Here is a 21,139-nt window from a genome sequence, read left to right as displayed (position 1 = left end):
GTTGGTGGCATCACCTGCCGATTTCCATACTGTACCTGTAATGTTACCATTGTATTGTGCATTGGCATAAGTTGTGCCTGCAACGGAATTGGTTTTGTCATAAGCTAATTCCATTCCAAATTTATTGCTGCTGCTGCCACTAATATAGTTGCGGTTAATGCCCAGTAACCAGCCTCTTATGTTATAGTCATAGGTAAGCGATTCAATACCACTACCTAGGGTTTTGGTTTTTAACTGCCCTAACTCATCATATTGATTGCTAACAATTGTTTTTTCTGGACTACTCACAGCAACACCATTTACCGTACTATTGATGGTTTTTGTAATAGTAACTAACCGCCCTGCCTGATCATAACTGTATTTGGATAAAACTGTATGGCTTTGGGCATTATTGCCAGCCTTATTGTGTTGCAGCAGGTTACGCAATATTTTACCACTAAAATCGTATTGGTTAGTAGAAATATCTATACCACCTGTATAGTTTTTTGTTTGGGTTTGTATAACCCGGTTATGATCATCATAAAATGTTACTGTCCAAATGTATTGTGCCGGGTTACTGCCAATTACCTTTACCATAGTGCCTGTTGGCAAACCGGTAGAATTGGTATAGGCTACAATAGGTTGCGCATAGGTTGGGGAACTATTATAGCCAGTAACGAAATAATTACTATTGGTAGTGTTTGAGGCATCCATAGTTGCCGGTACCGGACTGCCGTTGGCATTTACCCAATTATAATTATCATAAAATGTTTGTGTTAATAGTTCTGTTGAGTAAGCTGCTAAATTTGGGTAACTATTGGTGTAATAAGCATTGGTAAGATGGTAATTAAAATTATTGTAATTAGTAGGGTCGTACATTAAACCGGTGGCAATGGGCCTGTTTAGGTTATCATATTGGGTATATAACCATTTTTGCGAATTGCGGAGATTGGCATCTTGCATCATTACCAAACGGCCCAGACCATCATACACCATCCAGGTTTCTCCTGCACCTGGTACTTTTTTAATCACCATGCGATGCCGTTGGTCATATTCATAACGAAAGCATAATTGATCGGCAATAGAGGTGCTGATTAACCAGTTATTGTTAATGAGTTCAACTGCTCTGGGTGTAATAACAAAACGCAATAAATTAAAATCATCATACACATAATAGGTATTTAGCCAACCTGTATGATCAATACCCGGTGCATCAGATAATTGTACTTTTTTTAGAATCACTTTACCCTGCATGTCTTTATATTCAATTACCTGTTTTCCTCGTTCATCAATAGTAACAGTTTTATAAAGCAAACCATCGGCATAATTTGCAGAAGAAACAGGTATACTTCCCCATACCGCACTAATCGTCCAGATACGAATATTTTCAGCAGCCGTATTCATCTGGTGTTGCACCGTAATTCCCCTGTTACTACCCATCCAACTTGTTCCAGGTGCATAAGTATTTTGAACCCTGTTAAGCGGCGATGCCTCAAAAACGGTTTGGCTATAAGCATAATTAAGGCCGGATGCACCTACATATGTTTCGCCTGTTTGCCCACTTAATTGATTATTGTAAAAAGCAACCTGCTGTTGTATTGGATCGAGTTTAAAATTCCCATCATTAATGTTGTCGGCACTACTTGCCCTTGTGTTTGCAGCAAAAGGCAGGTATTGGTATTGTTCTCTTCCAAGTGCATCATAAATATTGGCGGTAACCATATCATTTTGTAATGGACTGGTTTGTTTATGCACTGTTTGCACCAAACGGCCCAGCCCATCGAAGTATTGGGTAGTCTGATGCACATCAGTAACAGGTCTGGTGATTAAATTGGAGGAACTTTGTTCCGGAGCCAAAGCCTCCCATGAACGCACATAATTTATTGTTGCTGCTGAACTGAATGCAGCAGGTGGTGCAATTTGTGCATCAGCAAATTGCACAGCGAAACATGTACAGAAGAGAAACAAAGAGTTGAATAAAGATTTTGAATATACCTCTGTTCGCATAGGTTACGAATTAATTGTGATCATTCCGTTTATTTGGAATGAATATATTTTTCAAAAGTTGTATGGTGTTAATCTGGGGATGTTCATAGAAGGCAGATAACAATTCACCCTTATTGTTCAGGATATAAATTTTATAGTCAGCATGATTGTATTCATTTTCAAAATGGCGGTTATCGGCGGAATTATTTAGCCACCTTACCAAACTATTTTTTGTTGTATCATACAGGTTATACTTTGAAACGGAGGCAGAAATAGTAAAGGGTAAATGAAGCATATCCGACAAAATATGATTTAATGCACTATCTGTTAGCATTGGGCTATTATCTTTTTCGGGCAAAAGAATAACCTGAAAAGCATGTTTAGTTTGTTGATATAATGTATCTAAAGAAAAAAATAATTGAAATGGAATATCATTAGGTGTATTGGCTAAAAAATTAACCACTACTATTTGCTGTCCTTTTAATTTTCCGATATTCATCGGGTGGTGTTCTATATCCATTTGTTGAATGGCATAAATAGTATGTTCCTGTGCATGAATGAAATGTTGATTCATGAACATTAGAAGCAGCAATATGGAAACATTTTTTTTCATAATGATTATTTATAAAAAATAAATTTAATAAATGGCTACTGTTGTTGTAGCGGTTGTTAAGGGAATATTATTGAATGTAGCAGTGGACACCCCCGACTCAGAATAAGTGTTATTAATTATCCACATATGATTGGCACTATAGTCGGATGCATGTAGGGATATATTGTAATTTCCATATGGAATCTGACCATAAATACCCGTACCAATTATTTTAAAATTATAAATCAGACCTGTAGCTACATTCGTTAATTGTAAATAATAAAATGCACCGGAAACAACATTGGTCACTGAAATGGATGTCATCTGAACTGTACTGGAATAAGCGGGTTTTTGGTATTGATAATCAAATAGTTTAATAACATTATTACTATTATCACGAATATCTTTTAATCTGCCAAGCCCCTCATACTCATAATAATTTAATATACCATTGGATGATGTGGAAGAAGTAATACCTAATAAAGGTGAATAAGTGTAAATACTTGCCTGACTATTGGGTAAATTTTGCGGATTTAACTTACTTAATTCAGTTCTGAGTTGTGCATCACTGGCAGGATTTTGAACAATGCTTTGGTTCAATAAATTATAAGCTGAATAAAAGTTTGAACCTTTAATTTGGGCTACAGGATATTGATGATTATACCCCCAAATAAAACTATTGTTAACACCATCTTTTTTTGTAATACTCACCAAATTACCCCCATAAAAAATATACATATTTTCATCTTCATATCTATTATCTTTTGTAATAGAGGAATTATTGTATGTTACAGCATTTGTAAAGCTTGCAGATGGGCTTATGATATTTATTTTCTGTGTTTTTTGTGGCGCAACAAAACCTGCGGGATTAGTTACATAGTCATATCTAGTAAAGTCAGCGCCAACTAAACTACTGTTTTTCCAATTTGATGTTTCAATTAAAGCATTATCAAATTCATCTTGCAACTCCAATATGGGTTTTAATTCTGTATCTGCGTTATTTTTATCCTGATTATGGTAGGTAATAAATGTACTGGTTGGACTTGTAAAATTGGAATAGCGATAATTAACATAGTTGATTCTTGCCTGAGCCTTGCTTATACGATAATTTTCATAACTAATCCACCTGCAGTTATTTGCATCGTTGGTTGTTGGTGTGCAAGAATATACATTATTATAAAAAGCAGAAGTGGCTGTATTTAAATTGTTTTGATAATTTTGATAGCCATTATCAATGCCATCACAATTAGATAACCTGAAATCAAAGGCATAAGTATAATTGGTTATTAAATTATCTCCCAGAGAGGTATTTATGATTTGCTGTGTTGGCTGATGATGAAAAATGCTATTATAATTTGTAATAGATGTAGTTGTAATGGATGTTCCGTTCTGAGGATCATAATCTGTTTCCACTGATTTATCCTGCGTTTTAAAGAATGAAAATAACTGATATTCAGTACCAAACAGGGGGGTTGTATTCCCACCTAAAGTAAGCAATTTACAAATATAGCCTGGCGTTCCAATTTGGTCTTTTGAATAAGTCGGATAGTGCCATATTTCTTTTAAGATTTGATTGTTTTGATTGAAATATGCTTCATACTTTAATTCCCCTGTAATGGAATCAAATGGTAGCGGTGCATAAGGATAACTGGAAACAGATGCATCGCAACTTAAATCATTGACATTACGAACCACTACATCAGCACTATTCTGAAAACCATCCCAATAATTAGCGCTATAATAACAATATACAGAGTGACCATTGCCTGTTTGAGCAACATCTACTTCACTATACCCAATATGGTTACCCATTGTAGTACGCATTGGCAAAACGGAACTGGGAGAAATTAAATAGGCAGCTTCAAAGCCTCCTCCGGTTAAAGTAGCACAACCGTTGGGATTATAGAGGCCATTAGAAGTATTACCCCAAATTAGTCCATACATATCATTCCGTAATACATTAACATAAGTTGGTATACTGTATAGTATACCTGTTGAACTACTTCCTCCTGCAGTGTAATTAAAATTAGTAACAATATCCTGAGTAGCCAATGGGTCATGATGTATCATAGAATTAATTCGAAGTCCTCCAATAGTAATATTGGTTATATTCGTTACGGGCATTTGATATGAAATGGAAGCTGAGCAACCTCCCCAAGCTGTTGTGGATGTAGTTCCGTATAATCTTGAAGTGTAAGTTGTGCGGGGTGTTAAAGTAATTGCCTGAGTAGTAGAAGTACCAGATTGAATAGTAGCATTAACCACCATATTGCCATTTGGATCAAAAACCTGATAGGTACCACTTACACCGGTTGTTGTACTACTTAAAGAAAGCGTATAATTCGTGTATCCTGACGGGGTAGTAAAACTTAATGTCTGATATGTACTGCCATCATATAAAACGGAAGAATTGGTAACATTGATTGTTTGATAACCGGGAACTGACCTTGTTACATAGTGGGGCTCAAAATTAAATTTGGTATATCCACCGGTAGGATAAGTAATTTGTTGTAATGCTCCACCTCTCATAGCAGGCCATTGTGCATCTCGGTTGGCACCATTGACTGTTCTGGTATTATTTACCGTATATGTAGGAATTAGGGTATTATTATTCGTAATTCCGTTATAATAACCCCAGTGATCAATACCAAAAGCCAATAATCTGGGTACCATTTCGCTATAATAACTAAATTGATAAGGTGGTTCGATTATGCTTCCATCACAAGAGGATTCTTGTAAAGCATCTAATCTTAAACGGTAGGTATCAGATTGTATATTTGGTAAATAGGTACCTAATATTCCATTAAGTCCATTGACACCATCATGAAAATATCCATAAGTGAATTGAAATTTTCTACAAAATCCTGATGCATTACTGATAGTAATATTATCCAATGCATTTGCAGAAGTATTTGCATTATCAGCCATTGTTTGTGGCGTATATGCACTTAAATCTGTTCTTGGTGTTGCTGCGGCATTAAAGCTAATTGTATTGCCACTATAAGTAATGGAACTTAATCGAACCCCCTGTACAAACTGTTTTACTGCATCATACTCATACTGCCCAATGGTATTGGTGCTATATATTGGGAACATAGATAAAGTGTAGTAACTATAATTTTCTTGTTGATAAGAAAAATTTATGGTGAACATATTATCTTTCGAGATAATTTTGTTTAAATACCAGCTTGAAACTGCGGAGCCACTTGATAAACCGTTTTTCATAGAATATGGACTGGTAACTTCCAAAGGCATTACACTTCCAGTATTGCCGGTATTTCCAAAGAAATATTGTGTGCCATCAGGTGTTGTTATTTTAAAACCCTGAAAGCACACTCCATTCTGATAAGGGGTAGTTAAACTAGTATAATCTGGTTCAATTTTAAAATCCTGTTCAGGAACGAGCACTGGTGTTCTATCATCTCTGAAATAAAATTTACCGGTATATTTTCCGAAATTAAAAAAGTACAAGTCCGGTTCTCCATCTTTCCTGCCCTGATAAAATCCAGCATCGTCAATATTACCATTTGTTGTGCCGAGATAACTATTGTAACCAAAATCTGACCAATGCCCATTTGTAACATTTGTATTGCTGAATCCACGATCATCCGGCAAACCAACAACCGAACGTGTTATAACACCACCCGCATTTAAGCTCCATCCTGCACCTACCCAACTGGCCAATTCCTGCACCTTTAAACCAGAAGCATGATAACTTAAACTAATGGGCATTTCCAATGGGCCATTTTGTACGGTATAAATGGGAATATTAATATTGGGGATGCCTGTATGATAACTTACAGGATAATCAGCATATTTTACCAACGCTGCTGCTGTTGGTGGGGTTATATTGGTTTCTGCCAATGGATTATTTTGTGCTTCTATCTGACCATTTATGGCGAAAAAACAAATCAATAAAAACAAAATGCGTTTCATAAAAACATACATAGTATTATTTTTTAAAAATTATATCCAATTCTAAATTTTAAAGGTTGTGTAACGGGTATGGTACGATAGCTTAAAAAATCCCACAATAATTGTACGTTACTGGCTTTTTTCCCCACCTTCATTTTTTGGGTAACCCCAATTAATCCACTAGTTTGCCATGCGCTGTAATCCTGTAATTGTGGGATTCGGGTAAAGGCTGATTGGTAATTTTGCTCATAACCTCCGGTAACCCATATACTACCTTTTATTTTTATATCTAAAAAACTTCTTAAGCCAACACCTTCATTGCTGATCTTTACATCATTAATACCATTACCCCAACCCAACTTATAAGCAACACCTACACCAATTGTACTTTTATCATTCAGTTTATAGCCCAATGTTGCAGCTATATCACTGGTTACAGGCAGGTAATAATTAGTTTTTTGTGATTGTATGTTGATGCCATATTCTAACCTTTGCCATATTGTTTTTGTTTTCTGCTGGTTGGGTGTGAAATCAGGCATGATTAATGCACTATTACCTCCGCCTAATTGATTAATTTTATCTTTTAATGTATTGAGTTGATTTTGCGCAGACTGCATTTGTTGTTGTATAAACTGTTGTGGGTTACTGCCTGTACTTACTCCCGTTCCGCCCAACTGCTGTGTTAATATTTGCTGTACCTGTGCCCTGCTCTGTAACCCTGCTAATGCCTGCGTTGTACCAATATTGGCTGTAGCAGGAAATAACTGCGCCAACAGGCTATTCCGCTGCCAGAAATCCTGAAAAGCGGGTAAATTGCGTACTAAGGCCATCATTTTCTGTTCTAACTGCTTTTGATCATGAAGCATTTCTTTGTAACTATTTACCTGCTGCTGAAAATAAAAGGCTTGCTGCTGAAAATTTTTCAAGAATTTCAACATCCCTGCTTGTGTTAATAATCTGTTCAATAACTGTACTCTTTGCGCTAATTCCTGACTGGTTACAGTTCCCGCTTCTAAATTGTTTTGTAAACTATTGGTGGTATGATTGAGATTTAATAGGGCTGAAGAATTACACATTGCACCATTTAGTAACAAATAATCTGTTGCAGTATGTATACTATCTAACCCGGCGATATAAGCTGTAATTCGCCTGATTTTCTGTAACGAATTATTAGATTTTTGCATTGCCTTTTGATAAAAATCTGTCGGAGTATGCAACATTTGTTGAGCAGCAACATTGTCTTTTGTTAAGAGTTGTAAACAAATTTTTTTTTCTGAACGCTGAGCTTTTTGTAAATAATGTTGCATTCTTTTGGTGAGTTGTTGATTTAGTTGCGCATACTTTTTGTTGAGTTGATTGATTGACCGATTATTTATGCTACCAGTATAGGTGGTATCTGAAGAATACTTTATTGGTGTATATGCAAAAACATGCATAAAGCATGTAGAGAGGAAAAAGCATTCAAAAAGCAGTATTTTAAAAAGACTACACACAAGCAATTATATTTTGTGAGCGTAAACATAATGTCTGCTTTTCATTTGTGCAATGGGGAAAAATCCCCATTGTTTATGTAAAAATTTTTTTGTATGAGAATTTTTAATTTAACACTAATGATATAATAATTTTTATTACATTCACATATCATTTTATATCTATAATATTACTATTTTAATAAAAATTATATTTAAAATCTAATCGTTTTATGCTAACAGTTATACTCGCAGATGACTATCCTGTATTGAGAAATGGCATTAGAAATATTCTTGAAAATACAGGAAAATACAAAGTCTTAGCTGAATTCGATAATGGTAAAGCCTTGATAGATTTTATTGATTTAAATAAATATTTCCCCGATTTTGTATTCTTAGATTTAAGAATGCCAATTTTAGATGGATATCAAACCACTGAACTGCTCTTACAAAAATATCCTGACATTAAAGTAGTTATATTTTCTATGTACGTAGAATTTAAAGAAATTAATTATTTGCTGAAATTAGGAATTTATGGATTTATTTAAAAAAACATAGAGCCTGAAGAAATTTTGGCGAGCATTGAAAAAATGCAGCACAATCAAAAAACAATTTTCGTTAATATGGGTGGGGAAGAAAATAAAGTAGTAGCGCCATTGGACAATTTTTCGGAACGGGAAAAAGAATTGTTACGTTATTGCACTACTGAATTAACTTACAAAGAAATTGCTGATAAAATGGGAATAAGCCCTAAAACAATAGATAAGTACCGGGAAGCATTATTTAAAAAACTGCAAGTACACAGTAGAACGGGTTTAGCAATTTATGCTTTTCAGATGGGTATATTTATGCTATAATGCATTGCATTTTGCAAGAAAAAAGGCAGGTTAAGGGGAAGTAAATTCAACTAATGAAAAAAGGCGGTTATTCACTGCCAATATACAGCAAAGCATTACAGCACCCAATACAAAAGACAACCTTTTACAAGATTGCCTTTTTAAAAGCTTTTGTCGGGATGACTGGATTCGAACCAGCGGCCTCTTCGTCCCGAACGAAGCGCGCTACCGGGCTGCGCTACATCCCGTAACATTCCATTTAAAATAAGTGTCGCAAAAATACAAACAATACGCTATTAAAGAAAAAAAGCTGAAGCATGTTTTAAATCTGCTCAATGAATATGTATTGCTTTCAAAATTATCTTTCTCATCCCAACCTGCTTATCTTTACCCGGCCATGAAATACTATGTTATTGCAGGTGAAGCCAGTGGTGATTTACATGGCAGTAACCTGATTAAAGAATTAAAACAATTAGACCACTCAGCAACCATTCAGTGCTGGGGTGGCGATTTAATGCAAAAGGCCGGCGCAACATTGGTAAAACATTATCGTGACCTGGCTTTCATGGGCTTTGCAGAAGTTATTAAAAACCTGCCTGCCATTTTTAAAAATATTGCTTTTTGCAAGCAAGATATTATTCAGTTTGCACCCGATGTGCTGGTGTTGATTGATTATCCGGGATTTAATTTACGCATTGCTCAATGGGCCAAAACAAAAAACATTAAAGTAGTTTACTACATTTCTCCGCAGGTGTGGGCATGGAAGGAAAACAGGGTAAAGCAAATGAAACGCTGTATTGATAAAATGTTGGTCATCCTTCCATTTGAAAAAGATTATTACCAACAAAAATGGAACTGGCAGGTAGAATATGTGGGCCACCCGCTGGTAGATGTGATTGAACAATACCAACAAAATGCAACCACTACTGTTACAGCAACAAAACCTATTGTGGCAGTTTTACCGGGTAGCAGAAAACAGGAAATTGAAGTTAAATTACCGGTTATGCTACAGGTAGCTGCTCATTTTCACAATTTTGAATTTATAGTAGCACAGGCACCGGGGCAGGATGAGGCTTTTTACGCTCCTTTTTTAGCACCTTATCAAAACGTTTCAATTGTAAAAAATAATACTTACGGATTGCTTTGCAGCAGCAAAGCTGCATTGGTAACCAGCGGCACAGCTACTTTAGAAACGGCTTTATTTGGCGTGCCTGAAGTAGTTTGCTATAAAGGCAGTGCCGTTAGTTTTGCCATAGCAAAACAATTGGTTAAAATAAAATATATTTCGTTGGTCAATCTGATTATGGATAAACCCGTTGTAAAGGAATTGATACAACAGGATATGAATGTGACAAATATCATAACTGAGCTTACTGCAATTTTAACAGATGAACATAGATTGCAAATAATGAAAACAGATTATGCTGCCCTAAAAACATTGCTGCAGGCGGGCGGGCATGCTTCCTACAAAGCCGCAAAGTGGGTTTTTGAAATAGCTCAAAAGAGCTGAATAAAAATCAAAACGTACAAAAGTGCTACGCAACGGCAGTTACATAGTGGTGCCGGAGCCGGTAACATAAACTATCTTAACCTTTATGCATCATGGGTATAATCACTAATTTAAACAGCATGATGATGAGTGCTACAATAAACATAAGCAGTGATATACGGTTCATGCCATGCATATATTTTAAATAGGTGGTACGCGGCTGATTTGGATCACGTTTTTTAATAAACAGGTATTGAAGTATTTGATTCCAGATGCCCATAATTTTTTTTTATTGAAACAAGCAGATGCCTGTTTTGTTGTTTTACTGTTTTAAAATTGGTGCTAAAACTTTTAATTGCCCGTCAATCGCATCGCTTTGATACTGCAAACCCAGCACTTTGGCAATTAATGGATAAACATGTATGTTTTCGAAGCCACGAATGGTATAATGCTTTTTAAAAGCCGGTCCCCATGCATAAAATGTAGCCCTCATTTCAGGCATATCATTATCATATCCATGTTTGCCTGGAGTAATTTTTCCGGAACCTAAATTAAAAACTTTAGGATAATGTGGCACCAATAAAATATCGCCCACCCGGTTAAAATAATCGTTAGATTGGTTGTAGTGCCAGCGTTCGGGTATTTCGTTGGCCAAATACACACTAAAACCTTTCTCCTGTATTTTTAATTTTTGGTAAGTAGGTAAAATAGCTGCTCTGTTTTTAGCGTACAAATGCAATAACATATTGCTGCGGGGAATGATAAAATTATTGGTATCAATGGCAGAAGGAAGCGGCAAAGTGTTGTTTACATCCACATCGGCCATGCCATGGTCTGATAAAAAAATATAATTTACCGGCAGGTTTAAAGATGCAATAGCGGTAGTTAATTTGGCAATGGCTTCATCTACAAAATGAACAGCATCGACAGTTTGCTTGCTATTTACGCCATACGTATGCTCTGCATGGTCAACTTCCGGCAAATAGAAAGTTATAAAGTGGGGGCGCTTTTCAGGAGGTAATTGCAACCAATTTTTTACCACAGCAATGCGTTCATCAATTCCAATTTTATCATTGTAAATATAATAGTAGGTAGGTCTTACCCCTTGAATTGCAGCTTCAGAAGCTACCCAATAAAAACTGGCAGAAAGCATTTGTTGTTGCTCGGCCAATACCCACAATGGTGTGGCACCATACCATGAGCTGTCGGCCACTGCTTTTTTATTGCCCATGGTGTACAACTGGCCTTTGTTAATATCGTAAAAACTATTATCCACCAAACCGTTGTGTGCAGGATACAATCCGGTAATAATAGCATAATGGTTGGGAAAAGTTAACGAAGGATATGAAGGCTTCATGTATTCGGCTTGCACACCGGCAGCGCGAAACTGCTGCAAATGTGTGGCATGAAAACTATCGGCCAAATCATAACGAAAACCATCGGCCGAGATGAGAATAACATAAGGTTTTTGTTGTTGTTCGGCACTGTTGAACCGTCCCGAAACCACATGTTGCAGGGTATCCTGCGCCAAAACTTGTTGTGCCGTAAACAGACACAGGAACCCAAAAAATGATTTCAGCAAATGTTTCATGCGATATATTTAAATTTATATGTAACAATAATGTAGAAATTTCTGTATGCATTTTTTTATTTGTAACATGCTTTTAAGGCAAATTTATTCTTGCATCCATTGTTGTAAATAACGGGCAATTTGTTCGGTTTCTATAATAAAGCCATCGTGACCAAATGCAGAATCAATTTCAACCAAAGTGGCATGGGGCATGTGTTGTGCCATAAATTGCTGTTCTGCAACCGGGCATAAAATATCGCTGGTAATGCCCATAATTAAGGTTGGAGTTTTGAGTTGCTGCAATACACGGATTAAATCTCCTCCCCTGCCCCTGGCTAAATGATGGCTATCCATTGCTTTGGTTAATAGCCAGTAACTATAAGCATTGAAACGATTCACCAATTTATCGCCCTGGTAATTCAAATAAGAAGATGCTTTGAAATGGTCTATTTTTTCAGGGTCAGGATCCGTTTGTTTTTGCTGAAAAGTATCATAATTGCGATAGGTAAGCATACCAATAGCTCGGGCAGCTTTTAGGCCTTTGGCACCGGCCTGGGGATGTGCTTGTTGCCAAGTGCAGTCGGCTTCAATGGCTAAGCGCTGAGCGGTATGTACTGCAACGCCCCAGGCACTTTCAGAAGGTGAAGTGGCAATCAAAAATAAACGTTGCACAACGGCAGGCTCTATTACGGCCCATTCTAAAGCCTGATATCCGCCCATGCTACCACCCATTAATAAATGGATAGAGGCAATACCCAAATGCTTGCGCAATAAGATATGTGCCTGTACCATATCGCGAATGGTAATGCCCGGAAATGTTCCGTAATAAGGTTGTTGTGTAACCGGATTAATGCTTAAAGGCCCTGTTGTACCATAACAGGAGCCAATAATATTAGCCCCTACAATAAAATATTTTTCTGGATCTATATAACAGCCCTCACCTACCAAACCCTTCCACCAGGCAGCTGCATCAGCATTAGCTGTTAAAGCATGGCAAACCCATACCACATTATTTTTTGCTGCATTGAGCATACCATAAGTGGTATAAGCAATGGTTATGCCGGGCAATACAGATCCATTCTCTACTTTAAAATCATCCTGGTATTCAAAAAGTTGCGTCATATTAATTCCGGGTTTCAACAGCAAAATAAGTACATGATTAATTTACATTTGCAGAAATCTTTTACAGATGACAACAATTGAAGTGAAAAGAGCAGATAATGCTTATGCTTTTGTAGGTACAGACAGTAATGGACACACTATCAGAACAGATGGTGCAGTTGAAATTGGCGGACATAACAGCGGTTTTAGGCCCATGCAAACCCTTTTAATGGGCTTAGGGGGATGCAGTGGTGTTGATATTGTTTCTATTTTAAAAAAACAAAGGCAGGAAATTAATGATTTTACTATGACCATTCAGGCCGAACGCGAACAGGGTAAAGAACCGGCTTTATGGAAATATGTACACATTCACTTTGTTTTTAAGGGAACTGTTGATGCAGAAAAGGCCAAAAAAGCCTGTGCCCTTTCTATAGATAAATACTGCTCGGTTGCTGCCACCTTAAGAGCAGCCGGGTGCACCATTGAATGGGATGCTGAAGTAATAGCAGATTAAGGTATTGTACTATTAAAATTAGTTTTTGTTTGAAACTCATGGCTAATGGTGTTTCAGTAAACTCTGTATAACTAATGGCTGTTGAGCCAGGTTTATTGAAACCTATTCCCAGTAAGCTTTTCAGAGCTTAATAGAACAACGCATTAGCAGATTAATGTTTTTAAATTAAAAAATGTAGGTTATGCAACAAGATAAAATTACACAGGCCATTCGCATTCAAACAGAACGCACCAATGAAATGGAACATAGCACACCTCTATTTTTAACCAGCAGCTTTTGCTATGATGACGCAGAAGCCATGCGGGCTGCATTTGCCGACGAAACCAATGATAATATTTACAGCCGTTTCAGTAATCCGAATGTACAGGAATTGATTGATAAGGTTTGTGCTTTAGAAGGTGCTGAAGCCGGATACGCTACCGCTTCGGGCATGAGTGCTGTATTTGGCTCTTTCATGGCTTTATTAAAGCAGGGTGATCATTTGCTTGCCTGTAACAGCATTTTTGGCAGTACCCACACTGTTATTACAAAATACCTGAACAGATACGGTATTGAATACAGTTATATCAGCACTAATGCTTCAGCAAATGAATGGGAAGCAGCCATAAAACCCAATACCAAAATGATTTATGTGGAAACACCCACTAATCCCGGTTTGGATATTTTAGATTTATCGATGTTGGGAAGTTTGGCCAAAAAACATCAGATTATTTTAAATGTTGACAATTGCTTTGCAACGCCCATTATACAACAACCAATTGATTTTGGTGCTGATCTGGTGATACATTCTGCCACCAAATGGATGGATGGCCAGGGCCGGGTTTTGGGTGGTGTAATAGTTGGCCGAAAAGATTTGATCAAAGAAATTTATGCATTTTGCAGAAGTACCGGACCTGCACTATCGCCATTTAATGCATGGGTACTAAGTAAAAGCTTAGAAACGTTAGAAGTAAGAATGGAAAGGCATTGTGCCAATGCGCTTTTTCTGGCAAATACATTAGAAGGCCATGCTAAAATCGCTTCACTGCGTTATCCATTTTTACCTTCGCACCCTCAATATGCCATTGCACAACAACAAATGCAGAATGGTGGTGCTATTGTTTGTTTTGAATTAAAAGGTGGATTAAATAGCGGCAGAAAATTTTTAGATGCATTACAAATGTTATCATTAACTGCTAATTTAGGCGATACCAGAAGCATTGCTTCACATCCGGCCAGTACTACCCATGCCAAATTAAGTGATGCAGAACGATTAGCTGTTGGTATTACACCCGGCTTAATTCGTATTAGCGTTGGTTTAGAACACAAAGAAGATATTTTAGCCGATATTGAACAAGCCTTGCAATATTGTTAAGAATGAGGTAATAATGGTTAAGGACAGGTTGCTACAGCAATTTTTGAATCAGCTGTACCATAGTACAAGAACCATTGTTGCTTAAAATGAACGAGGCCTTCAATAAAACAAACATGGTTTACCTGTCCGTTGATTTCATAAGGCTCAGTTGGTTTCATAAAGTATTGCTGTAGGCGGTGTTGTAACTGTAATGGATTATTTTTATTGAATAAGGCCTGTCCGGCAGCATAAGTACCCTCCGGCAAAGTGGTATCGCCAATTGCAGGAATATTTCGGCCATTATACAGCAAGCGAATACCGTTAGGTGTAAGCATTGCTGCAGGACCTGATTCCACCAAATCACTATCAAATTTGCCTTTACGGGTGGGTAATGCTATTTGCAATTGCGGCATATTTTGCGCCTGCCCTCTTAATGCAATAGCAGGTTGGGTGCCTTTTGGCATTTCCACCGGTTTCCAATGAATTAAATCGTGGGAGGTAGCACACCATATGTATTGATCGCCCCAATACATCCAATATTGGCCTTTTATTTTGGTGGCAATAATGTTATTGTTGGTATAAGCAGCAACAATAGCACCTGATTTAGACCATACATTCAGGTATTTTCCGCTATACGCATTTACAAATGCAGGGCCTTGTTTTTTCCAATGCATTAAGTCGGTGGAAGTGGCCACCATTAAACGGGCTAAATGCCCATCAAAAGCGGTATAGGTTAGGTAATAAGTACCATTTTCATCCATAACAATACGAGGATCTTCACATCCGCCGGGCCATTCATATTTTTTAAATGCATCATTATCTGGAAATAGCACGGGCTTTGGTATTTTTGTAAAATGAAAACCATCGGTACTAATGGCCATGCCTATTCGTGAGGTACCGGCGCTATCTTGTGCACGGTATAACATAAACACCGAATCATTTTTTACAATCATGGCCGGATTAAACACATGTGCTGCTTCCCAAAAAACTTTGGTTTGGGTTACCGGATCAGTAAAGGCGAGTTTTCCGGGTAATAAAATAGGGTTGTACGCATTGGCTTTTGTAAAGGGCAATAATGCCCATGCATCATTATATACTGCAGTTTGCGCCAATAGTCTATTTAGAAAGGGCTGCATGATAATCCATACAATAAAACAATAGGCAGGCAAAAGTTTCTTACAAAGTTTCATTCCCCAAACTTACCAGTTTATTTTTTATGGCAAACAAAGCCAGCCCCACCCTATTTTTGATTTCTAATTTTTCTGACAATGACTGGCGATAGTTTTCTACTGTTCGTTCGGCTACACCCATGGTCTCAGCAATTTGTTTATAAGTAAGTTCCGTAGCACACAATCTTAAAAACTCTAATTCTTTTTGGTTTAAATTGTATTGTTCATACCAATCCTCTATATGGCGACCAGATTTTAAGGATTTAATTAATTTATCAGATACCAACTCATTGCTAAAAAATCCATCACGATGAATGGTAGTAATGGCTGTATATAATTCCTCAAGTGAAGATTCTTTCAGTAAATAACCTCCTGCTCCGGCTTTTAGCATCTTAATAATATCGGTACTTTCATCAAACATGCTCAAGGCCAATACTGCAGTTTGGGGATAATTGCTGATAATCCATTCCGTTGTATCAAACCCGTTTAATCCCGGCATTTTAATATCCATTAAAACAACGTGTATGGGTTGATGCTCGGGTAATAAAAACTGTAATTCCTTGCCATTCGAGGCTTCAAACACAATCATTAAATCATCAAACTCCTTCAACAAAGCAGCAATACCACTTCTAAATAGTGCATGGTCATCAACCAAAGCAATTCTAATAGGTTCCCTTTCCATTATTCACAGGGTATATTAAATATTATACAAGTGCCTTTACCCTTACGGGTAATAATATTCATGTTTCCATTCAAAAGGGCAATGCGTTGTTTCATGTTATGAATACCCATACCGGTAGACTGAAAGTTTTTCTCATCATAAACAAAGCCCTTACCGTTGTCGTTTATTTCTAACATTAAACTATTCTCTTTTATACCTAAAAATATAAAAATTTCGGTAGCATCGGCATGCCGAATGATATTACTTAAACATTCCTGCACCAAGCGATAAACAAACAAGTTTGCATAAGGATGAGAAAGATTAAAATTTTCGGGTAAATTGTTTTTGAACTCAATTTTCAAATAATCGTTCCGCTGAAACCACTGTACCTCTTGTGTAATAGCTTCTGCTATACCATTTTCAATCAATTTCTCGCCCTGATATAATTTAGCCAGTAGCCTTAATTCTTTAATGCTACGCTTAATTAAATCCTGAGCAACTTGTATTTTTGTGGCAGCTTTGGCATCTTCTTTAATATTTACAGAAGCCAGGGTAACATTGGTTAGGCTTAATAGCTGGCCAATATTATCGTGCAAATCGGCTGAAAAATTTTGTAAAGTTTGTTCCTGCACTTCTAATTTGGTTTGAATTAATTGTTGCTCAAACAATTGGCTCATTTGATTTTTTTCAGCCTCGTATTTCTTTTTTTTTCTGGCATAAGCAATTACCTGCACTACAATGTAAAAAGCCACCAGTAGAAATACAGCAGTTAGGCATAGGATGATGAAGATGATATAGTTTCCCGATACTTGCATATAAACGCATAAATCCAGGCACCATAAAAAAAGACGTTGAAAATTACCCGGAGTGTGTTAATGATTGAAATACCTAAGTTATTGCCATCTGAAAGATACAAGGCAACAATATAGGAAAAAAAGAGGTTGATAAAAAAGCTGGCAAATTGGTACACAAATAAACCGGTAACTAACCAAAAAACATAGTCGGATTTGGCGTGTACAGCAATTTCTAACTGAATAAGCCTGTAATAATATACAAAACCCAATACCATAAAATAAAAGGAAGTAAAAGTATGACTGAAAAAAACGAAGGAATGGTTAAACCCTCTATTGTAAATAATTTCACTAATATATATCAGTGAAAAAATAAAGAGTCCGGCATTGGGCCATATACGCCATTGTAAATAGGCCGGAATATTCTTTTCCATAATTTTTACCAGTAAAAAAAATTCGATTGGTATAAATACATTATATAATAATATATTATGAAAGCCATAATGCGCCGTAATTTTACCGGTTATTTCTGTAAAAAACGTTAAAACATACAGTATTTTTAAAAAATTCAGGCCGGGAAGCCTGGAATTTTTCAATTTAACAAAAAGGTAATACCCGCCAATTAGCAGCAGTAAAAGCTCGATATACACTAAAAATCCGGTCATTGAGGGTTATTATATGTAAAAATAAGTGATTTCACTACGTAGAAATACGTTTTTTTGGATGCACCTTTTAAAATATGTTCGCAACATAATTCTAAACCAACCACAGCTTTATATTTTTTGGTTTTTGATTGGGGATAGGAGAGCGGAGGATGTGGCCTCCCTCTTTTTTTTATACCCCGCTATTCAGTCCGGCCCGTTCGGCAATTAATTCAGCAATAAGACTGGTCCACCCGGTTTGATGGCTCGCTCCTAACCCATGCCCGGTATCACCATGAAAATATTCATAAAACTGCATCAGATGCCTGTTTTCGGGTAGTCGGTAAAACCAGTTATACTTACCATGTAAATTTCGTTCGTTTTGCTCATTTAATGTAAATAAACGGATTACCCTTTTTACTAACTCATCGGCTACCCGGCTTAGTTCTAAAAAATTACCTGAACCTGTTGGGTATTCTACTTTTAAAGAACCATCATAAAACTCACCAAATTTTTGAATACTCTTGATAATTAAGTAGTTAATGGGCATCCAAACCGGGCCACGCCAGTTACTATTGCCTCCAAAAAAATCGGAAGTTGAATCGCCGGGATCGTATTGAATAGAATACTGAATGCCATCAATGGTAACAGAATATGGATTTTTTTCATGGAATTTCGATAAAGCCCTGATGCCACCATCTGATAAAAATTCGGTTTCGTTCAGCAAATGTTTGAGCAGCCCTACTAATTTTGATTTAGGTATTAGAGATATTAATATTTTATCCTGATCTGTTTTTTCTTCATTGGGCCAGAATTTATCGTTTTTTAACCGGTATTGCTTGTACCAGGAAATACGTTTATCAAAATCCTGTAATTTTTTCAACACTTTTCTATCAATCACTGAAACTGCAAATAAAGAGGTTAATCCTACGATTGATTGAATGCGTAGTTGCAATGTTTCTCCCCCGGCCAGGCCAAGTTTGTCATAAAAAAACTCATCCTCCTCATTCCACATGCCTAATTGATTCAGTGCCTCTGCAATTAAAATGAAATGTTCAAAAAATTTCGTGGCGCTATCTTCAAAAGCGTCATCCTGCATAGCTATTTCAATGGCAATATCCATTAAATTCAATGCATACATCCCCATCCAACTGGTGCCATCGGCCTGCTCTAACTTTGACTGGTTATTTAACTGAATACTACGATTGAATACACCTATGTTATCTAAGCCAAGAAATCCCCCTTCAAAAATGTTATTGCCCTGCGGGTCTTTTCGGTTAATCCACCAGGTAAAATTGATGATTAATTTATGAAATACTTTTTTTAAAAACCGGGTATCACCCTTCCCTGTTTTTGCTTTTTCAATATGATAGATTTGTAGCGCACTCCATGCTTGAACAGGAGGGTTTACATCACTGAAATGCCATTCGTATGCCGGTAGTTGCCCATCGGGTTTCATATACCATTCCCGCATAATGAGTGTTAACTGATGTTTGGCAAAATTGGTATCAACCATTGCCATAGAAACGCAATGAAATGCCAAATCCCATGCCGCATACCAGGGGTATTCCCATTTATCAGGCATTAATATAATATCCTGATTTTTTAGATGTTGCCATTCACTATTACGCCCATGGGTTCTTTGCCAGGAAAGCGCGGTAATTCCATCACCTTCCTGCAGCCATCTTTCCACATCATAATAATAAAACTGTTTACTCCATAGCAACCCGGAAAGGGCTTGCCGTTGTATATTTTTAAAATCGTCTGAAATATGTTTAGGTAATATATCATGATAAAATTCATCGGCCTCAGCCTTACGGTTTACAAATAATTGTTCAAAATTTGAACCAAAAGGATGTTGAACTACAGCTGAACTTAAGCGCAAATATGTTGTTGATGTTTGGCCAGGTTCTATTATCAATTCATATACCGGCGAAAATTTAGTACCTGATTTCTGCGCAGCTAACAGCTCTTTGTTTTTATTATGAATGATGGCATCATGAAATGCATCTTTCACCAATGGGGATGCGTTGGGTATACCAAATAGTTTTTCAGTATTGGTTTCATTTTCGGTAAATAAACAGAGATTTGTTTCGGGATAATACAAATAATAATTACCTAACCGCTCATGCATGGCTTTTACAAGGCCGGGTTTATTGGTTAATTTAATGACAGGTTTCTTATCGGTTGCTTTAGATTGCCAGCGATTAAAAAACCAAAGTGTTGGCATTAGGGTTAAAGGGGCTGCTGTGGCTGCTCTGTTCGTTATTTCAATTTTAATTCCAATATCTTTTTTATTGAGTTTGGCATAGGTTACCAAAACATCAAAATATTTATTATCATTAAAAATGCCGGTATCTAAAATTTCATACTCGGGCTCTAATTTGCTGCGCTTTTTATTTTCCTGAATCAGTTGCTCATAAGGAAATGCTTCCTGCGGATACTTATAGAGCATTTGCATATAATAATGCGTAGGCAGGTTATCCAAATAATAGTACAATTCTTTAACATCTTCTCCATGATTACCATCTGAATTACCCAAGCCAAATAATCTTTCTTTTAAAATACTGTCTTTCCCATTCCACAGCGTAAGGCCAAAACACAGGTTTCCAAAAAAATCTGAGATACCACATAACCCATCTTCTCCCCAGCGATAGGCTCTGGAAATGGAATGATGAAATGGAAAATAATTCCAGGCATCTCCGTTGGTACTATAATCTTCCCTAACGGTTCCCCACTGGCGTTCAGAAAGATACGGCCCCCATTGTTCTAAGGGCACTTTTTTTGCACTATTGTCTTTTAACCGTTTTTCTTCTGCATTCATAACAGGCTGCAAATTAGGTATGCAACGCATTCAATAACAGATTCAACTCAATTATGTGCGAAAAATGTTATCATATTTTTTGAGGCATATATTTCATTACAATTTGCAACGAGCCAGTTACTTTTCATTTGCCAATCTGTTCCATACCTTCGATAACCCTATACAGAAATACAAATAAATCTGTTTTTAAAAGGAGTTTGTATATCGAATTTACAATTTACAATTTGGGTATACAAAAAGGGCATCTATTGCAACTAATATTACGATTG

Annotated in this window: 17 protein-coding genes and 1 tRNA gene; 5 read left to right on the top strand and 13 right to left on the bottom strand. The window is 36.8% G+C overall.

Annotated features, from left to right (window positions below; translation table 11 throughout):
• The 4 genes from EO766_RS09995 to EO766_RS09980 all read right to left on the bottom strand — a co-directional run.
• A partial coding sequence (locus tag EO766_RS09995; protein WP_287100972.1) for a DUF6443 domain-containing protein occupies positions 1 to 1,920 on the bottom strand: 1,920 nt, incomplete at its 3' end.
• Positions 1,921 to 1,996: 76 nt separating this feature from the next.
• The gene (locus EO766_RS09990; RefSeq protein ID WP_287100971.1) at positions 1,997 to 2,578 is read right to left on the bottom strand and encodes a hypothetical protein; all 582 of its coding nucleotides are present in this window, start codon (positions 2,576 to 2,578) and stop codon (positions 1,997 to 1,999) included.
• A gap of 24 nt (positions 2,579 to 2,602) precedes the next feature.
• Entirely contained in the window at positions 2,603 to 6,505 is a 3,903-nt protein-coding gene (locus EO766_RS09985) for a hypothetical protein (protein WP_287100969.1), read from the bottom strand.
• A gap of 11 nt (positions 6,506 to 6,516) precedes the next feature.
• Positions 6,517 to 7,908, bottom strand: coding sequence for a hypothetical protein (locus EO766_RS09980; RefSeq protein ID WP_074421182.1), 1,392 nt, complete (start codon positions 7,906 to 7,908; stop codon positions 6,517 to 6,519).
• 266 nt (positions 7,909 to 8,174) lie between these two features.
• On the opposite strand from EO766_RS09980, the gene EO766_RS09975 reads away from it, so the two are divergent.
• Both EO766_RS09975 and EO766_RS09970 read left to right on the top strand, forming a co-directional pair.
• Positions 8,175 to 8,489: a response regulator gene (locus tag EO766_RS09975; RefSeq protein WP_074417691.1), complete on the top strand. Its 315-nt coding sequence runs from the start codon at positions 8,175 to 8,177 to the stop codon at positions 8,487 to 8,489.
• Positions 8,490 to 8,564: 75 nt separating this feature from the next.
• Positions 8,565 to 8,798: a response regulator transcription factor gene (locus tag EO766_RS09970; RefSeq protein WP_179855951.1), complete on the top strand. Its 234-nt coding sequence runs from the start codon at positions 8,565 to 8,567 to the stop codon at positions 8,796 to 8,798.
• A 153-nt stretch (positions 8,799 to 8,951) separates the two neighbouring features.
• On the opposite strand, the gene EO766_RS09965 is transcribed toward EO766_RS09970, so the two are convergent.
• A tRNA-Pro gene (locus EO766_RS09965) sits at positions 8,952 to 9,025 on the bottom strand.
• 20 nt (positions 9,026 to 9,045) lie between these two features.
• Here EO766_RS09965 and lpxB point away from each other — a divergent pair.
• Positions 9,046 to 10,287 carry a lipid-A-disaccharide synthase gene (gene lpxB / locus EO766_RS09960; protein ID WP_287100967.1) on the top strand — a complete coding sequence of 414 codons (1,242 nt, stop codon included), beginning with the start codon at positions 9,046 to 9,048 and terminating at the stop codon, positions 10,285 to 10,287.
• A 76-nt stretch (positions 10,288 to 10,363) separates the two neighbouring features.
• On the opposite strand, the gene EO766_RS09955 is transcribed toward lpxB, so the two are convergent.
• The 3 genes from EO766_RS09955 to metX form a co-directional block, all read right to left on the bottom strand.
• On the bottom strand, positions 10,364 to 10,546 hold the full coding sequence (locus tag EO766_RS09955; RefSeq protein ID WP_074417689.1) for a DUF6728 family protein: 183 nt from the start codon (positions 10,544 to 10,546) through the stop codon (positions 10,364 to 10,366).
• Between the two features lie 42 nt (positions 10,547 to 10,588).
• Positions 10,589 to 11,857 carry an alkaline phosphatase family protein gene (locus tag EO766_RS09950; RefSeq protein ID WP_074420223.1) on the bottom strand — a complete coding sequence of 423 codons (1,269 nt, stop codon included), beginning with the start codon at positions 11,855 to 11,857 and terminating at the stop codon, positions 10,589 to 10,591.
• 84 nt (positions 11,858 to 11,941) lie between these two features.
• Entirely contained in the window at positions 11,942 to 12,958 is a 1,017-nt protein-coding gene (metX, locus tag EO766_RS09945) for a homoserine O-acetyltransferase MetX (RefSeq protein WP_074420224.1), read from the bottom strand.
• A 67-nt stretch (positions 12,959 to 13,025) separates the two neighbouring features.
• Here metX and EO766_RS09940 point away from each other — a divergent pair, with 67 nt between their 5' ends.
• Positions 13,026 to 13,451, top strand: a complete 426-nt coding sequence (locus EO766_RS09940; RefSeq protein WP_074417686.1) for an OsmC family protein — start codon at positions 13,026 to 13,028, stop codon at positions 13,449 to 13,451.
• 181 nt (positions 13,452 to 13,632) lie between these two features.
• Positions 13,633 to 14,805: a trans-sulfuration enzyme family protein gene (locus EO766_RS09935; protein ID WP_074420225.1), complete on the top strand. Its 1,173-nt coding sequence runs from the start codon at positions 13,633 to 13,635 to the stop codon at positions 14,803 to 14,805.
• A 17-nt stretch (positions 14,806 to 14,822) separates the two neighbouring features.
• On the opposite strand, the gene EO766_RS09930 is transcribed toward EO766_RS09935, so the two are convergent.
• The 5 genes from EO766_RS09930 to EO766_RS09910 all read right to left on the bottom strand — a co-directional run bounded on the left by EO766_RS09930 (position 14,823) and on the right by EO766_RS09910 (position 20,870).
• The gene (locus EO766_RS09930) at positions 14,823 to 15,974 is read right to left on the bottom strand and encodes a glycoside hydrolase family 130 protein (RefSeq protein WP_218836954.1); all 1,152 of its coding nucleotides are present in this window, start codon (positions 15,972 to 15,974) and stop codon (positions 14,823 to 14,825) included.
• Positions 15,961 to 16,635, bottom strand: a complete 675-nt coding sequence (locus EO766_RS09925) for a response regulator transcription factor (RefSeq protein ID WP_074417684.1) — start codon at positions 16,633 to 16,635, stop codon at positions 15,961 to 15,963. The genes EO766_RS09930 and EO766_RS09925 overlap by 14 nt, the downstream gene beginning before the upstream one ends.
• On the bottom strand, positions 16,635 to 17,429 hold the full coding sequence (locus EO766_RS09920; RefSeq protein WP_081301301.1) for a sensor histidine kinase: 795 nt from the start codon (positions 17,427 to 17,429) through the stop codon (positions 16,635 to 16,637). The genes EO766_RS09925 and EO766_RS09920 overlap by 1 nt, the downstream gene beginning before the upstream one ends.
• A complete protein-coding gene (locus EO766_RS09915) occupies positions 17,384 to 17,839 on the bottom strand; it encodes a hypothetical protein (protein WP_141676736.1) in 456 nt (151 codons plus the stop codon). The genes EO766_RS09920 and EO766_RS09915 overlap by 46 nt, the downstream gene beginning before the upstream one ends.
• A 400-nt stretch (positions 17,840 to 18,239) precedes the next feature.
• Positions 18,240 to 20,870 carry an MGH1-like glycoside hydrolase domain-containing protein gene (locus tag EO766_RS09910; RefSeq protein WP_074420228.1) on the bottom strand — a complete coding sequence of 877 codons (2,631 nt, stop codon included), beginning with the start codon at positions 20,868 to 20,870 and terminating at the stop codon, positions 18,240 to 18,242.
• Between the last annotated feature and the right edge of the window lie 269 nt (positions 20,871 to 21,139).

Origin of the sequence: Hydrotalea sp. AMD (genome assembly GCF_004100315.1) — a bacterium.
GTDB classification, from domain to species: Bacteria; Bacteroidota; Bacteroidia; order Chitinophagales; family Chitinophagaceae; genus Hydrotalea; species Hydrotalea flava.
This window is presented reverse-complemented; position numbering and strand designations above follow the sequence as displayed.

What these genes read in the sequence shown, in the direction of transcription:
- EO766_RS09985 (WP_287100969.1), bottom strand. Translation starts at nt 6,505, where the DNA reads ATGTATGTTTTTATGAAACGCATTTTGTTTTTATTGATTTGTTTTTTC.
- EO766_RS09940 (WP_074417686.1), top strand. Translation starts at nt 13,026, where the DNA reads ATGACAACAATTGAAGTGAAAAGAGCAGATAATGCTTATGCTTTTGTA.
- EO766_RS09950 (WP_074420223.1), bottom strand. Translation starts at nt 11,857, where the DNA reads ATGAAACATTTGCTGAAATCATTTTTTGGGTTCCTGTGTCTGTTTACG.
- EO766_RS09970 (WP_179855951.1), top strand. Translation starts at nt 8,565, where the DNA reads ATGGGTGGGGAAGAAAATAAAGTAGTAGCGCCATTGGACAATTTTTCG.
- EO766_RS09920 (WP_081301301.1), bottom strand. Translation starts at nt 17,429, where the DNA reads ATGCAAGTATCGGGAAACTATATCATCTTCATCATCCTATGCCTAACT.
- EO766_RS09990 (WP_287100971.1), bottom strand. Translation starts at nt 2,578, where the DNA reads ATGAAAAAAAATGTTTCCATATTGCTGCTTCTAATGTTCATGAATCAA.
- metX (WP_074420224.1), bottom strand. Translation starts at nt 12,958, where the DNA reads ATGACGCAACTTTTTGAATACCAGGATGATTTTAAAGTAGAGAATGGA.
- EO766_RS09930 (WP_218836954.1), bottom strand. Translation starts at nt 15,974, where the DNA reads ATGAAACTTTGTAAGAAACTTTTGCCTGCCTATTGTTTTATTGTATGG.
- EO766_RS09955 (WP_074417689.1), bottom strand. Translation starts at nt 10,546, where the DNA reads ATGGGCATCTGGAATCAAATACTTCAATACCTGTTTATTAAAAAACGT.
- EO766_RS09925 (WP_074417684.1), bottom strand. Translation starts at nt 16,635, where the DNA reads ATGGAAAGGGAACCTATTAGAATTGCTTTGGTTGATGACCATGCACTA.
- EO766_RS09915 (WP_141676736.1), bottom strand. Translation starts at nt 17,839, where the DNA reads ATGGAAAAGAATATTCCGGCCTATTTACAATGGCGTATATGGCCCAAT.
- EO766_RS09935 (WP_074420225.1), top strand. Translation starts at nt 13,633, where the DNA reads ATGCAACAAGATAAAATTACACAGGCCATTCGCATTCAAACAGAACGC.
- EO766_RS09980 (WP_074421182.1), bottom strand. Translation starts at nt 7,908, where the DNA reads ATGCATGTTTTTGCATATACACCAATAAAGTATTCTTCAGATACCACC.
- EO766_RS09975 (WP_074417691.1), top strand. Translation starts at nt 8,175, where the DNA reads ATGCTAACAGTTATACTCGCAGATGACTATCCTGTATTGAGAAATGGC.
- EO766_RS09910 (WP_074420228.1), bottom strand. Translation starts at nt 20,870, where the DNA reads ATGAATGCAGAAGAAAAACGGTTAAAAGACAATAGTGCAAAAAAAGTG.